The following is a 14,535-nucleotide window of genomic DNA, read 5'->3' on the forward strand; positions in this document are numbered from 1 at the left end:
AGCATGGGTCCTGGGCACAAGGGCCAGGAAGGCAATGGATTGTGCCGCTTGAGAATTGCGTTCCGCTCTACGGCAGTTTCCAGCCCAGGTCGGCGTGCGGCGCGTAGAGCGCGTCCGGGGCCATGGCCAAGGCGTCGAAGCCGGGCGGGGCCAGGCTCCACACCCCCAGGAAGGTCGCGATCGCCGCGGCGGGCAGGAACAGGTAGCCGACAATCTGGCGGCGCGTGCAGGGCTCGGTCCGGCCCAGGAAGCTTACGCGCAGGACCAGCGGATGCGTGCCCCAGCCGCAGGCCAGGGGCGAGGCGACGCCCGAACCGGAGACCTTCAGCAGGGCCTTGGCGTAGTCGCCGCGAATATCGCCGCGCAGGGCCAGGACCGTGGCGTCGCAGGCCAGTTCCTGGTCGATCCGCGCGAAGGCGGCGCCGAGGTGGATCGCCGGATTGCACCAGCCCAGCACGCGACACCCGGCCACGATCAGGTTGGCGAGCGGGTCGCCCCGGCGGATGTGCGTGCGCTCGTGCAGCAGGATCAGCTCGCGCTCGCGAGCGGTGAAGCGGATCTCGAAATCGGCCGGCAGCACCAGGCGGGGCCACAGGGCGCGCATGACGGCGGGGCCGGCCTGGCCCCGCGCGGCGCGGCGTCGGAAGGCGCGTTCCTGCAGCACCATGAGGCCGGCCAGGAGCGCGGCGCCGATCACCCAGGCCGCCAGCACCTTCAGCGCCAGGTGATCGCCCAGCGGCGCGGCGCCGCCGCGAACGCGCAGGGTCTCCGACAGGCTGGGGAAGAGGCCGGCGACAGCGGCCACCGGCACGAGGGTCCAGAGGCTGTAGGCCAGGCGCGGCCCGAACAGCCAGCGGACCGGCAGGCGCAACAGCAGCACCACGGCCACGCCGATGGCGGCGGCGACCTGCACGCGCATCAGGGCCAGGACCAGCAGGTCGATCATCGCCGTCTTCCCCTTCCGGCCCTCTCGGCGTCGTTGCGCCGTCGTGTCAGCGTTCGGCCTGAACCCAGGTGATCGCGCCGGTATAGGGATCCATTTGCGCGGCCATGCCGGGGCGCAGGTCCCCCGCGTCCGGCCCGCGCGGGGCGATGCTCCAGACCAGCAGCATGGCGACCAGCGCCAGGAAGGTCATGGTCAGGAAGCCGGCGATGTCGCGGTGCAGGCTGGGCTCGCGGCGGTTCAGCATCGAGACGCGCAGGATCAGCGGGTGGGTGGCCCAGCCGCAGGCCAGGGGCGAGACCGAGACGCTTAGCTGCGCCTTCATCAGGGCCTTGGCGTAGTCGGTGCGAATGTCGCTGCGCAGGGCCACGACGGTCGCGTCGCAGGCCAGCTCCTGGTCGATGCGGACGAAGCGCTGGGCCAGGTGGATCATCGGGTTGCACCAGCCCAGGACGCCGGCGCCGGCGAGGATCAGGTTGGCGATCGGGTCGCCGCGATTGATGTGCGTGCGCTCGTGCAGGGTGATCAGCTCGCGTTCGCGAGCGTCGAAGCGCTCGGCGAAGTCGGACGGCAGGACGATGCGCGGCCACAGGGCGCCCATGACGGCGGGGCCGGCGACGCCCTGGTCGACGCGGCGGCGGAACAGATGCTCGCGCAGGACGAGGACCGCCGTGGCGATGGCGCAGCCGGCCAGCCACAGCAGGATCAGCTTGCTGGCCCACACGCCCAGCGGACGGGCGGGCGAGCCGATGTCCATGGTCTCGGCCAGGCTGGGCAGGAAGGCGGCGGCCGCGGCGGCCGGCACGACGGTCCAGAGGCCGTAGGCGCGGCGCGGGCCGAACAGCTGGCGCGCGGACGGGCGCAGCATGAGCACCAGCACCACCGCGGCGGCGGCGGCGATCTGGGCCCGAACCAGGGCGAGGGCGAAGAGCTCGATCATCGTCGGATGCGGTCCTGACCGTTTCTCGGACTCAATGGTTACAACTGTAAATTCCTACGTCAAGCACCTAAGAGCCGTTCGCAAGCGACGGGCGCCGCGCTCGGCTTGTCCGTGAACGCAAGGCGGGCCACGGTGCCCGCATGACTCGACCCGTCTCCCCCCTGGCCGACCGCCTCGCCCCCTGCGGCCCGATCCTCGACGCCAAGGCCGCCGAACGGGCGCACGAGGCGATCGCCAAGCGGGCCGACGAGGCCATGGACGGGGTCGACGCGGCCTGGAGCGCCCTGGCTCCGGTGTTCGCGGCCTCGCCCTACCTGGCCGGTCTCGCTCGCCGCGACGGCCGACGCTTGCCGATGATCCTGGGCGGCGATCCCGGCGAAAACTTGACCATGATCCTGGCCGCCGCCGAGGCCGTCGCCGCCGAGCCGGATTTCGAGACCGCCCGCCGGGTCCTGCGCGAGCTGAAGGGCGACCTGCACCTGCTGACGGCCCTGTGCGACCTGGGCGGCGTCTGGAACCTGGACGAGGTGACCGGCGCCCTGACCCGCTTCGCCGACGCCACCCTGAGGGCCGCCCTGGCCCAGGCTGTCCGGCAGGAGGTCGCTCGCGGCGCGCTCACCCATGTCGGCGAAGGGGAGGAAGGCCCCGCGCCGGGCCTCTTCTGCATCGCCATGGGCAAGCACGGCGCGTTCGAGCTGAACTATTCCAGCGACATCGACTTTTCGATCTTCTATGCGCCCGAGAAGCTGCAGGTCGCCGAGGGCGTCGAGCCCCAGGCCGTGGCGGTGCGCATCGCCAACCACCTGGGCCGCGTCCTCCAGGAGCGGACCGGCGACGGCTATGTCTTCCGCATCGACCTGCGCCTGCGCCCCGACCCGTCCTCGACCCCGCCGGCCATGCCGGTCGACGCGGCCATGGACTACTACGAGAGCGTCGGCCAGAACTGGGAACGCGCCGCCCACATCAAGGCGCGGATCGCGGCCGGCGACGCAGGCGAGGGCGCGGCGTTCCTGGAGGGGCTGCAGCCCTTCATCTGGCGGCGCAACCTGGACTTCGCGGCCATCGCCGACATCCACTCGATCAAGCGCCAGATCCACACCTACAAGGTCGACGACCGCCTGACCGCCAAGGGCGCGGACCTGAAGCTGGGGCGGGGCGGGATCCGCGAGATCGAGTTCTTCGTCCAGACCCAGCAACTGATCCTGGGCGGCCGCCAGCCTGACCTGCGCAGCCCGCGCACCCTGGACGCCCTGAAGGCTCTGTCCGAGGCCGGCCACGTCACCCTCGAGGACGCCGCCTGGCTGACCGACGCCTATCGCGAGCTGCGAGCGCTGGAGCACCGCGCCCAGATGATCGCCGACGACCAGACCCACAAGCTCCCGGAGTCGGACAACGACCGTAAGAAGGTCGCCGCGCTGTGGAACCATGACAACCTGCGCAGTTTCGACGCCGCCGTCGGCAAGATCCTGAAGGGCGTCAATGCTCGCTATGGCCGCCTGTTCGCCGGCGAGGAGGAGCTGTCCTCCCGGTTCGGCAGCCTGGTCTTCACCGGCGTCGAGGACGACCCCGAGACCCTGGCCACGCTCAAGCGCATGGGCTTTTCCAGCCCCGAGCGCGTCGCCGCCACGATCCGGGGCTGGCATCACGGCCACATCGCCGCCACCCGCACCGAGCGGGGCCGCGAGCTCTTCACGCGCCTGGCCCCACGCCTGCTGGACGCGGCCAACGCCACGGGCGCGCCGGACCAGGCGTTCAACCGGTTCGCGGACTTCTTCGGCGGTCTGAGCTCGGGCGTGCAGATCCAGTCGCTGTTCCTGGCCCAGCCGCGCCTGTTCGAACTGATCGTCGAGGTCATGGCCTTCGCTCCGCGCCTGGCCACGACCATGGCCAAGCGCCCGACGGCGCTGGACGCCCTGCTGGACCCCAGCTTCTTCGGCCCGATCGAGACCCCGGCCGTGGCGCCGTGGGACCCGGAGGACTTCGAGGGCGCGATGGACGGCGCGCGACGGCTGTTCCGCGACCAGAGCTTCCGGATCGGCGTGCGGGTTATGAGCGGCAGCGCCGACGCCCGCGACATCGGCCGGGCCTTCGCCGAACTGGGCGACCTGATCATCGGCGGCCTCGCGCCCGCTGCCTTGTCCGAGGCCGTACGCATCGGCGGGACCTTCCCCGGCCAGGTGGCCGTGGTGGCCCTGGGCAAGGCCGGCTCGCGCGAGATGACCGCCAAGTCGGACCTCGATTTGATGACGCTCTATGCGGCCGACGAGCCGGCGGCGATGTCGTCGATCAAGGACTGGAGCGCCGAGGTCTTCTACGCCCGCTTCACCCAGCGCCTGGCCTCGGCCCTGTCGGCGCCGACCGGCGAGGGGACGCTGTACGAGGTCGACCTGAAGCTCCGCCCCTCGGGGACCAAGGGGCCGGTCGCGGTCAGCTTCGCCTCGTTCGAGGACTATTACGAGCGCGAGGCCGAGACCTGGGAACTGCTGGCCCTGACCCGCGCCCGGGTGGTCTGGGCCAGCTCGCCGGAGTTCAAGGCGCGTGCCGAGGGCGCGATCGAAGCCGCTCTGCGCCGGGCGCGCGAATGGAAGAAGACCGCCGCCGACGTCATCGAAATGCGCGAGCTGATGGAGCGCGAGCGGCCGGGCAAGGGCGACTGGGACCTGAAGCTGGACCCCGGCGGGCTGGTCGACATCGAGTTCGCCGCCCAGTTCCTGCAACTGGCCCACGCGGCCAAGGGCGGCCCTCTGCGCCAGAACACCGGCGAGGCCCTGGCCGCCCTGCGGGAGGCCGGCTTGGCCGACGATGGCGCCCTGGCCCGGCTGGAGACGGCCTGGCGGCTGGAGCAGGACCTCTCGCAACTGATCAAGGTGGCCCTGGAAGACGGCGGCGACGTCGAGGCCGAGCCCAAGGCCTTCAAGGCCCTGCTGGCCAAGGCGGGGCATGTGAGCCAGTTCAAGTCGCTGAAACCCAAGCTGGCCAAGGCCAAGGCCGAGGCGCGGGCGGCCTATGAGGCCGTGGTGAAGGCGCCGGGATAGGGGTTGGTTGCGCCTTTGTTCTCTTGGATATACAATATGGATATCCAAGGAGGTTGGCGATGATCAAGACCACCCTTTTCCTGTCGAACAAGACCCAGGCCGTGCGCCTGCCCAAGGACGTGGCCTTTCCGGAGCACGTGAAGGAAGTCTGCATCATCAAGGAGGGCAAACGGCTTGTGATCGTGCCGGTGGAGTCCGTTTGGGATGACTTCTTCGATCGGCCGGGCATCGACATCGAACGGCCACCGCAGCCACCGATGCAGAAGCGTGAGGAGTTCTGATGTCGGGCTATCTGCTCGATACGGATTTCTGCGTTGCCGTGCTGCGCGATCGATCTTTCAAGCTGAGGGATCGCTTCGTCCTAAATGCGGGAAACCTGAGTATTTCGACAATCACCTTGACCGAGCTGCTGGTCGGTGTGGCCAAGTCGATGTGGTCGGAGCAGAAGACGGCCGAGGTGGAAGGGTTCGCCGAACGCCTCAGGGTGCTGCCATTCGACAGCGAGGCGGCCGCTCACGCCGCCGATATCCGCGCCGATCTGGAGCGCCGAGGGCAGATCATCGGCACGTACGACGTGTTCATTGCTGGCCACGCTCGCTCACGCGGCTTGACGGTGGTCACTGGCAATATCCGTGAGTTCGGACCTGTCGACGGCCTGCGCTGCGAAAATTGGTTGTCGGACCGCGACGGATTCCACGAGGTTTAGCGTTCAGTCTCATGGGACGGGCCTTCCAACCCTGGAGACCTTGAGACTGATGACCCTACGCACCCTGATCGTCGCCGGCGCCTTGTTCGCCGTCGCGGCGCCGGCGCTGGCCCAGACCGCCGACAGCAAAACCGCCGCGGCCCCCTCCGGCATGACCCTGCCGCAGTTCCAGGCCGCCAATGGCGACAAGCTGTTCGCGCGGCTGGACACCAACAAGGACGGCAAGATTTCGCCCGAGGAGTTCGGCGCTTTCCGCAAGCAGAACGCCGAGGCCGACGCCAAGGCCGAGAAGGCCGGCAAGCGCGGGCAGAAGCTGTTCTCGCGCTTCGACGCCGACAAGGACGGTTCCCTGTCGCGGACCGAGGCCAATGCGGTCCTGGCCTGGCGCTACAAGCGGATGGACGCCAACAACGACGGCGTCCTCACCCTGGAGGAGTTGCAGGCCAAGGGCGGCAAGGCCAAGGTCGGGGTCTGATGGCGACGTGCGCGGTAGGTTGACGGTTGGCGTCCGACGGGAACGATCCCGACGAAGCCTTGCTGGCGGGGGTGGGACGGGGCGAGCCGTCCGCCGTTCGCACGCTGCTGGACCGACGCCTGCCGCGCATCCTCGCCCTGGCGAGCCGCATGCTGAACGACTCCGGGGAGGCCGAGGACGTGGCCCAGGAGACCTTCTTGCGCGCCTGGAAGCAGGCGCGGGCCTGGAAGCCCGGCCAGGCGCGGTTCGACACGTGGCTGCATCGCGTGGCCCTGAACCTTTGCTACGACCGTCTGCGGCGCCGGCGCGAGATCGCGACGGACACGCCGCCGGAGCAGGTCGACACCGGCCCGGCGCCGGACGCCGGCTTGCTGGGCGCGGACCTTTCCAAGCGGGTCGAGGCGGCCCTGGCGGCGCTGCCGCCGCGCCAGCGCGAGGCGATCGTGCTTTGCCATCACCAAGGCTTGGGCAATATCGAAGCCGCGAGGCTGATGGAAATCAGCGTCGAGGCCCTGGAGAGTCTGCTTTCGCGGGGACGTCGGGCGCTGAAGGCGTCGCTGGCGGATCTGCACGGGGGCGGGGAATGAAGGAGGCAGGGTCATGATGTCGCCAGAGATGGCCATTGGGAGGTTCGAGGACCTGGCCGAGAGCTATGGCGGCGAGATCGCGCGCTGGCCCGAGGGCGAGCGCGAGGCCGCGCGCGCCTTGCTGGCCGCCGAGGGCGCGCGCCTGACGCCGGTGCTGGCCGCCGCCGCCCACCTGGACCGCCTGCTGGACCTGGCCCCGGCCCAGACCGCCGACGCCGCCCTGCTGGGTCGCCTGATCGCCGCTGCTCCGCAGCCGGTCGCCTCCGCGCGGCGCTGGATCGCCGGCCTGGGCGCGGCCCTGGGCCTGTCGGCCGCCGCCCTCGCGGGCGTCGCCGTCGGCGTGGTGCTCGCGCGGCCCGCCCAGATCGAGGCGCCGGTCGCCGCCGAGTCCGTCGTCACCGCTGTCGACACCTCGGCCGCTCTGCAGGACGCCCTGGCGGAGCCTTCCGAACTATGAGCGGCGCGCGTCCCTGGATGATCGCCCTGGGCGTGTCGGCGGTGGTCAATGTCTTCCTGATCGGCGGACTGGCGGGCATGGCCTATGTGCGCCTGACCGCCCCCAAGTCCGCGCCGGCCGCCAGCGCGCCCGCGCCGACGCGTCCGGCGGTCGTGGCCTCGAACCCGCCGCCCGTCGTCCAACCCCAGACGCCGGTGGTGACGGGAGGCGAGGCGCCCAAGCCTGCGCACCACGCCACGACCCGCCCGCCGCCGGCTATCGAGGCGCCGCCGCCCGTGGCCGCGCCGCCGGTCGAGATGGTCTCGCCGAACGCCGCCCCGCCCCGGCCGCCACTGATCTCGGCGGGCGACGTGCTGTCGCCGGAAAGCCGCCGGGCGTTCCGGCGGGCGCTGAACGAGACCAACAAGCGCAACAAGCCGCTGACCCAGCAGGCCCGCGCCGAGCGGCAGGCGGCTTTGGCCGCCCTGGGCGCGCCCGGCTACGACGCCGGCGAGGTGGCCCGCCGCCTGGCCTCGGCCCGGGCCTTGGACCAGCAGGCGCGCGGCAATGTCGAGGCGGCCCTGGCGACCTTCACCGCCTCGCTGTCGCCGCAGGAGCGGGCGGCCTTGGCCGACGGCCTGGCGCGGGTCTATGCCCCGGCGGCGGCGCGGCGGATGGAAGGTCCGAACTGATTTTCCGGCGCTGTTTTTTTGGGTGAGGGCGTAACCAAACGGCTCGCCGCGACGTATCTCTGACGTAGCCGCTTCGGAGCGCCCCATGCTGATCCGCCACGCCCCCGACCTGACCGACAACGACGTCACCGATCACGGCCTCTACTTGAAGCGGCGGACGCTGATGACGGGGATCGCGGGCCTGGGCCTGGCGGGGCTGGCGGCGGGTGAGGCCCAAGCGGGGCTGACCTTCTCGAAGGGCTTCTCGACACCTGAGAAGGCGACCCCGAAAGAGGACATCACCACCTACAACAACTTCTATGAGTTCGGCGTCGACAAGGGCGATCCGGCCGAGAATTCGGGCAAGTTCAAGCCGCGTCCCTGGACGGTGCGCATCGACGGGGCCTGCGAGGCGCCGCGCACGGTCGGCATTGAGGACCTGATCAAGGGGAACAAGCTGGAGGAGCGCATCTACCGCATGCGCTGCGTCGAAGGCTGGTCGATGGTGATCCCCTGGGTCGGCTTCCCGCTGAAGGACCTGATCGCCTCGGTGAAACCGACGTCCAAGGCCAAGTTCGTGGCGTTCGAGACCGTGATGCGGCCCACCGAAATGCCCGGCCAGGCGTGGAACACCCTGGAGTGGCCCTATCGCGAAGGCCTGCGGATCGACGAGGCCATGCACCCGCTGACCCTGATGGCGGTGGGCCTCTATGGCGACGTGCTGCCCAACCAGAACGGCGCGCCGCTGCGGCTGGTCGTGCCGTGGAAATATGGCTTCAAGGGCATCAAGTCGATCGTCCGGATCAGCCTCGTGGAGAAGCAGCCGGCCACCTCGTGGAACAAGCTGGCGGCGCGCGAGTACGGCTTCTATTCCAACGTCAATCCGGCCGTGGACCACCCCCGCTGGTCGCAAGCCACCGAGCGCCGCATCGGCGAGTTCCGCCGGCGCGAGACCCTGCCGTTCAACGGCTACGGGGAGTATGTGGCCGACCTGTACAAGGGCATGGACCTGAAGCGGTTCTATTGATGGTGTCGGTCAAGAACGGGGGCGTGCGGAAACGCCCCTCCAAGCTCCGCGACAACCTCATCTACGCCCTGGTCTGGGCGGCCTGTTTCGCGCCGATCGTCTGGCTGACCTGGAAGGGCTTCTCGGGCGAGCTGGGCGCCAATCCGATCGAGAAGCTGATCCGCCAGCTGGGCGTCTGGGGTCTGCGGCTGCTGCTAGTCGGCCTGGCCATCACCCCGGCGGCGCGGATCCTGAAGATGCCCAGGCTGGTCCGTTTCCGCCGGACCATCGGCCTGTTCGCCTTCAGCTACATCGTGCTGCACCTTTGCAGCTACATCGGCGTCGACCTGTTCTTCGACTTCAAGCAGCTGTGGAAGGACATCCTCAAGCGGCCCTTCATCACCCTGGGCATGCTGGGCTTTGTCCTGCTGGTCCCGCTGGCGGTGACCTCGACCAACGGCTGGGTGATCCGCATGGGCCGGGCGGCGTGGGAGCGGCTGCACCGGCTGATCTACCTGATCGTGCCGCTGGGGGTGATCCACTACTACCTGCTGGTGAAGGCCGAGCATCGGCCGCCGATCGTCTACGGCGTGGTCTTCGGCCTGCTGATGGCCTGGCGGGCGTGGGACGCGTGGAACCGCCGGCGCGCGACCTAGAACAATTCCACTTCCGGATCGCGGGCCTGGTCGCGCGCCCAGCGGCCGGCGAGCTTGGCGCCGGAGCACGGGCCCTTCTGGGTCAGCACCATGGCGTCGGCGGTGAACACCGCGTCGAGCCGGCAGGCGTCCGGTCCCTGGCCGGTCAGCGGGAAGGTCACGGCCGTCTGGCCCGGCGCGATGTGGATCGGCTTGGTGTCGTCGGTGAAACCCTGGGTCGCGCTCGTATCCGCCAGGGCGTAGCCGAAGACCAAGCCGGTCGGCATGGCCTTGACGCTGATGAAGTCCTGTCCTCGGGCATAGATGCCGCTGAGCCGGAAGCCGGGGTTCCTCAGCACCGCGAGGCGGTCGGTATAGACCTGACGCAGGCAGACCAGGCGGCTGGCGTCGTCCTCGCAGAGCGCGCCGTCGCCGCTCAGGCCGGGCGGGGTCAGGGATCGGGCGCCGACCCAGCCGCGCTGGTTCAGCCTCACATAGGTGGTGATCTTGCCGTCCCAGGCCTTCAGCGCCTCGCCATAGGCGGCGGCCAGGTCGCTGTCCTGGCGCGAGAGCTGGGGATCGGCGCAGACCAGCTTCTCGACCTTGGTGCGGGCCTTGCCGCAGTCGAAGCTGGCGGCGGTTGCGGGACCGGCCAAGGCTAAGAGTAGCAAGCCCAGCAGGGCGGCGACGAGGCGGGGCATCGGCTAGTTCTCGTTGAGGAACGGAGAGCGGGCCGGATCGCGGCGGAACACCCGCTCGGAGAACAGCAGCTTGCAGTTGCCGGTGCTCGGGCCGGAGACGGTGATGGTATCCTGGGTGAAGACCAGGGTGATCGGGCAGTTGGCCTCGCCCTTGTAGTCCAGTCGCCCGGCCGCGTCGGGCATGCCGCGCACCTGCTGCAGCATGTTCCCCGCCGAGTTGGGGCAATAGTAGATGTCGATCGACAGCTCGTCCTGGGGATAGCTGGGCGCGGCGTCGAGGAAGATCCCGTCCTTGGGGCAGGCGCCGGCGACATAGCGGCCGGTCCACTTCAGGCTCTTCCGCTGCAGGTAGCCGAGGCGCAGCTCGTAGTCGCGCTTCAGGCAGGCGATGTCGCCGCCCTTGCAGATCGTGTCGCGGTCGCGGAGCCAGTTGCGCTGTTCGGTGCGCAGGTAGCTCGGCCAGTTCCCGGCTGGCCACAGGGTGAGCGCGGCCTTGTAGGCGGCGGCCACCGCCTCGTCCTGCTTCGAGAGGGCGGCGTCGCGGCAGATGGCTTTCTCGGTCGCGGAGGCGGCCTTGGCGCAGTCGAAGCTGGCGGCCTGGGCGCTGGGCGATAGCGCGAGGCCGGCCAGCAGCAGGAAGGCGGCCAGAGCAGCGATGCGACCCATCGGAAGACCTCCCAGGCGATGCCTGAGCAACCTAGCCGAGAACGACGTTCGCCGGTAGGCGCGCGCGCCTACTTCGCCACGCTCTTGGCATAGGCCTGCGCGCCTGCCACCAGGCGCAGGACGTTGCCGCTCCAGATCGCCTCGATGTCGACGTCGCTGTAGCCTTCGGCCTTCAGGCGGGCGGTGATCTTGGGCAGGTCGGCCACGTCTTCCAGGCCCTCAACGCCGCCGCCGCCGTCCCAGTCGGCGCCGACGCAGACGCCCTTGGGACCGGCGATCTTCAAGGTGTGCAGCATGCTGCTCATGAAGATGTCGAAGTTGGCGCGGACCGGCGGGAACTGCTTGTCCACGGCCACGCGCTTGGCCGTCCAGGCCTTGACCTCGGCCTGGGTCGCCTCGTCGCCCGGCGCCTTGCCGATGGCGTCCAGGGCGGCCTTGCGCTCGGGGCTCGGCACGGCGTTGGCGCGCAGATAGACCGAGTTGATGCAGACCGCGCCACCGCTCTCGGCGATCTTCTTGATCAGGCCGTCATTCAGATTGCGCGGGTGGTCGAAGATCGCCCGAGCGCCCGAGTGCGAGGCGATGATCGGCGCCTTCGACAGCAGCACGGACTGTTCGACGATGTCGTCCGAGGCGTGGCTGACGTCGACCAGGATGCCCAGGCGGTTGGCCTCGGCCAGCCAGCGCAGGCCCAGCGGCGAATAGCCATGCCAGATCGGCTTGTCGGTCGAGCTGTCGGCGAACTGGTTGTTGCGGAAGTGGACCGGCCCGGCCATGCGCACGCCGGTGGCGTAGAAGGTCTGCAGCAGGGTCAGGTCCTCGCCGATCGGCCAGGAGTTCTCGATGCTCTGGAAGACGAAGCTCTTGCCGGCCTTGTTGATCCGCACGGCGTCGTCGGCCGTGTAGGCCAGCTCGAACTGGTCGGGATGGGCGGCGACCATCTCGCGGATCTCGGTCGCGCGGTTCAGGGCGAAGTCGCGGGCCTTGCGGTAGCCCTCGGCCGTCAGCTCGCCCTGACCCGTGTAGATCACGTAGAAGCCGCCATCCAGGCCGCCGGCCTTCATGCGGGGCAAATCAACCTGGGTGCCGTCTTCGGTGACCGCGTGCCTGTCCAGCATCGACCAGCCCTGACGCGCGAAGTGCTCGGGCGTGTCGAGGTGGGTGTCCAGGGTCAGGTACTTGTCGTGCGCCGCCAGCACCGCCTTGGGGACTTCGCCGGGCTTCTCGGGGGTCTTCTTGACGTCGGCGGCGTAAGCGACGCCGGTCAGCAGGGCGGCCGAGCCGAGGAGGACGGTGAGCAGGCGACGCATGCGGGGACTCCGGAGCAAACTGATGCCGGGACGCTCTAGGTTTAGGCCCAAGGCGTCAAGCCAAGCTGGGTAATCCCGGGGAGAAATTTCTGTCCTGATCCGGAGTCAGAGGGTCACATCAACCCCAACGCCTTGAAGCTGGCCACGCCCTCGCGGCCGACCACCAGATGGTCGTGGACGGCGATCTTCAGGGCCTTGCCGGCCTCGACAATCTGCTTGGTCATGTCGATGTCCGGGCGCGACGGGGTCGGGTCTCCGGACGGGTGGTTGTGCAGCAGGATCACGTTGCTGGACGACAGTTCCAGCGCTCGCCGCATCACCTCGCGCGGATAGACTGGGGCGTGGTCGACCGTGCCGCGGTTCATCACCTCGTCGGCGATCAGCTGGTTCTTCTTGTCGAGGAAAAGCACGCGGAACTGCTCGCGCGACTCGTTGGCCAGGGCGACGCGGACATAGCCGAGCAGGGCGCTCCACGAGCTGATCACCGGGCGCTTGACGATCTTGTCGCGCCCGGCCCGCAGCGTGGCCTCGTGAAGCAACTTGATGTCCATCGCCGCCGTCTCGCCGACGCCCGGCACGGTGGCCAGTTCCTCGATGGTGGCGCCGAGCACCGCGCCAAGCGAGCCGAAGCGGGTCAGCAGCGCCTTGGCCAGCGGTTTGACGTCGCCGCGCGGATAGGTGCGGAAGAGATAGAGCTCCAACAGCTCGTAGTCGGGCAGGGCGACGAAGCCGCCGATCTTGGCCCGCTGGCGCAGGCGCTCGCGGTGGCCGGCGTGATGGGCGTGGGCGGACTTGTGGGCCGGCTTGGGAAGGGGCGCGAGCGCTCGCACTTCGGTGGGCGGCTCGTCGGGCGCGGCGTCCGATATGCCCAGGGATGTGACGCTGACCATACCGCCCTCGACTCTGCGCGAGTATCTTGGAGGGTTAGCGTTAGGGTTGTCTAGTGGGTGTTCATCTGCTCCCCCTCTGGGGGAGCTGTCGCGGAGCGACTGAGGGGGCTAATGCGGCCCATGCCGCGCTGCCCCCTCCGGCCCTCTGGGCCACCTCCCCCAGAGGGGGAGGAGAAATCAAAATCACCCCAGGATCGGCGGCTGGAACAGCCCCTGCGGCGAGGCCGTGAACACCTCATACCCGTCCTCGGTCACGCCGATCGAGTGCTCGCACTGGGCCGACAGCGACTTGTCGCGGGTCACGGCGGTCCAGCCGTCGTTCAGCACCTTCACGGCCGGCTTGCCGAGGTTCACCATCGGCTCGACGGTGAAGAACATGCCCGGCTTCAGCACCGCGCCTTGGCCCGGACGGCCGAAGTGCAGGATGTTCGGGGCGTCGTGGAAGACCTTGCCCAGGCCGTGGCCGCAGAAGTCGCGGACGACCGAGCAGCGCTGGGCCTCGACGTAGGACTGGATGGCGTGGCCGATGTCGCCCAGCGTGGCGCCCGGCTTCACCGCGTCCAGGCCGCGCTTCATGCCCTCATAGGTGATCTCGACCAGGCGACGGGCGCGCGGGCCGACTTCGCCGACGCCGTACATGCGCGAGGTGTCGCCGTGCCAGCCGTCGACGATCACGGTCACGTCGATATTGACGATGTCGCCTTCCTTGACGTTCCAGTCGCCCGGAATGCCGTGGCAGACCACGTGGTTGCGCGAGATGCAGACCGTCTTGGGATAGCCGCGATAGTACAGGCACGCCGGCAGGGCCTTGTGGTCCAGGATGAACTCGCGGGCCAGGGTGTCGAGGTGGTCGGACGAGACGCCCGGCTGCACGTGCGGGATCAGCATGTCCAGGCATTCGGCGGCCAGCTTGCCGGCCTTGCGCATGCCTTCGAAATCCTCGGCCTTGTGGATCTTGATCTGGCCCGTGCGGGTCTCGGCTTCGATCTCGAGGGTGTTGTCCAAGGTCATGCTCTACTCGGGCGGTCGCCGCCGCGATGAGGCGGCGATCGGGTCGACGGAAGGGGCGTATCTGCCGATCCTAGCACGGATTTCAACCCCAGGCCCGCCAAGAGTTCCTCTTCCGGGTTCTAGGGGGTGATACGCCGAACGACCCCGGTCCCGGCCCGGACCTCCTTGACGAAGGTCGCGTCCAGGGTCGTGGGCCTGTCGCGGCGCACGTGGCAGACGCCGTTGTAGCGCGTGACCCGGCCGCTCTCCTTCTCGGTGACGTCGGCGGTGAACTTGACGTCCCACTCGCCCGGACGGCCGGCCGAGACCGGGTCCATGTCGTTGGAGGTGACGCCGGCGATCTCCTTCAGGCCGAAGCGATCCTCCAGCTTGTCGGTGCAGGCCTTGAACGCGAACACGGCCCGCAGGCCGGTCATGAAGCCGGTCTCGGCCTTGCCGGGTTCGGAACGGCCGCAGCCAGCCAGGACCAGGGTCATGACCGTGACGGCGAGAATAGTCTTACGCATGCGATCCCTCATTCGCA

General features: G+C 69.3%; 17 protein-coding genes. 9 read left to right on the top strand and 8 right to left on the bottom strand.

The features are described 5' to 3' along the window. Positions 1-67: 67 nt before the first annotated feature. Positions 68-946, bottom strand: coding sequence for a M56 family metallopeptidase (locus tag AC07NN_RS04595; RefSeq protein WP_494637935.1), 879 nt, complete (start codon positions 944-946; stop codon positions 68-70). A gap of 46 nt (positions 947-992) precedes the next feature. Further along, positions 993-1,883 (bottom strand): M56 family metallopeptidase, encoded by an 891-nt coding sequence (locus AC07NN_RS04600; RefSeq protein WP_494637936.1) that lies wholly within the window; start codon positions 1,881-1,883, stop codon positions 993-995. 140 nt (positions 1,884-2,023) lie between these two features. Between AC07NN_RS04600 and AC07NN_RS04605 the strand changes: the two genes are divergently transcribed. The 9 genes from AC07NN_RS04605 (at position 2,024) to msrQ (ending at position 9,455) form a co-directional block, all read left to right on the top strand. Beyond that, positions 2,024-4,918 (top strand): bifunctional [glutamine synthetase] adenylyltransferase/[glutamine synthetase]-adenylyl-L-tyrosine phosphorylase, encoded by a 2,895-nt coding sequence (locus AC07NN_RS04605; RefSeq protein WP_494637937.1) that lies wholly within the window; start codon positions 2,024-2,026, stop codon positions 4,916-4,918. A gap of 59 nt (positions 4,919-4,977) precedes the next feature. Beyond that, complete coding sequence (gene vapB / locus AC07NN_RS04610) at positions 4,978-5,199, top strand: type II toxin-antitoxin system VapB family antitoxin (RefSeq protein ID WP_494637938.1); 222 nt, start codon at positions 4,978-4,980, stop codon at positions 5,197-5,199. Next, a complete protein-coding gene (locus tag AC07NN_RS04615; protein ID WP_494637939.1) occupies positions 5,199-5,624 on the top strand; it encodes a type II toxin-antitoxin system VapC family toxin in 426 nt (141 codons plus the stop codon). Before vapB ends, AC07NN_RS04615 begins: the two co-directional genes overlap by 1 nt. A gap of 49 nt (positions 5,625-5,673) precedes the next feature. Then, on the top strand, positions 5,674-6,099 hold the full coding sequence (locus AC07NN_RS04620; protein ID WP_494637940.1) for an EF-hand domain-containing protein: 426 nt from the start codon (positions 5,674-5,676) through the stop codon (positions 6,097-6,099). A 26-nt stretch (positions 6,100-6,125) separates the two neighbouring features. Beyond that, complete coding sequence (locus AC07NN_RS04625; RefSeq protein WP_494637941.1) at positions 6,126-6,686, top strand: RNA polymerase sigma factor; 561 nt, start codon at positions 6,126-6,128, stop codon at positions 6,684-6,686. A 13-nt stretch (positions 6,687-6,699) separates the two neighbouring features. Then, positions 6,700-7,143 (top strand): hypothetical protein, encoded by a 444-nt coding sequence (locus AC07NN_RS04630; RefSeq protein WP_494637942.1) that lies wholly within the window; start codon positions 6,700-6,702, stop codon positions 7,141-7,143. Further along, entirely contained in the window at positions 7,140-7,814 is a 675-nt protein-coding gene (locus tag AC07NN_RS04635; RefSeq protein ID WP_494637943.1) for a periplasmic heavy metal sensor, read from the top strand. Before AC07NN_RS04630 ends, AC07NN_RS04635 begins: the two co-directional genes overlap by 4 nt. Positions 7,815-7,899: 85 nt before the next feature. Further along, positions 7,900-8,820 (top strand): protein-methionine-sulfoxide reductase catalytic subunit MsrP, encoded by a 921-nt coding sequence (msrP, locus tag AC07NN_RS04640; protein ID WP_494637944.1) that lies wholly within the window; start codon positions 7,900-7,902, stop codon positions 8,818-8,820. Positions 8,821-8,843: 23 nt separating this feature from the next. After that, on the top strand, positions 8,844-9,455 hold the full coding sequence (gene msrQ / locus AC07NN_RS04645) for a protein-methionine-sulfoxide reductase heme-binding subunit MsrQ (protein WP_494637945.1): 612 nt from the start codon (positions 8,844-8,846) through the stop codon (positions 9,453-9,455). Here the strand turns inward: msrQ and AC07NN_RS04650 are convergent. From AC07NN_RS04650 to AC07NN_RS04675, 6 genes are all read right to left on the bottom strand, one after another. Continuing rightward, positions 9,452-10,135 (bottom strand): lysozyme inhibitor LprI family protein, encoded by a 684-nt coding sequence (locus AC07NN_RS04650; RefSeq protein WP_494637946.1) that lies wholly within the window; start codon positions 10,133-10,135, stop codon positions 9,452-9,454. The genes msrQ and AC07NN_RS04650 overlap by 4 nt on opposite strands. Positions 10,136-10,138: 3 nt before the next feature. Next, complete coding sequence (locus AC07NN_RS04655; protein WP_494637947.1) at positions 10,139-10,801, bottom strand: lysozyme inhibitor LprI family protein; 663 nt, start codon at positions 10,799-10,801, stop codon at positions 10,139-10,141. A 68-nt stretch (positions 10,802-10,869) separates the two neighbouring features. Continuing rightward, positions 10,870-12,111, bottom strand: coding sequence for a dipeptidase (locus AC07NN_RS04660; RefSeq protein WP_494637948.1), 1,242 nt, complete (start codon positions 12,109-12,111; stop codon positions 10,870-10,872). Between the two features lie 113 nt (positions 12,112-12,224). Continuing rightward, positions 12,225-13,001 (bottom strand): RadC family protein, encoded by a 777-nt coding sequence (gene radC, locus AC07NN_RS04665; protein WP_494637949.1) that lies wholly within the window; start codon positions 12,999-13,001, stop codon positions 12,225-12,227. A 183-nt stretch (positions 13,002-13,184) separates the two neighbouring features. Next, positions 13,185-14,012: a type I methionyl aminopeptidase gene (gene map, locus AC07NN_RS04670; RefSeq protein WP_494637950.1), complete on the bottom strand. Its 828-nt coding sequence runs from the start codon at positions 14,010-14,012 to the stop codon at positions 13,185-13,187. A gap of 119 nt (positions 14,013-14,131) precedes the next feature. Next, positions 14,132-14,518, bottom strand: coding sequence for a hypothetical protein (locus AC07NN_RS04675; protein WP_494637951.1), 387 nt, complete (start codon positions 14,516-14,518; stop codon positions 14,132-14,134). Between the last annotated feature and the right edge of the window lie 17 nt (positions 14,519-14,535).

This window comes from Caulobacter sp. GW821-FHT09H08 (assembly GCF_059415885.1).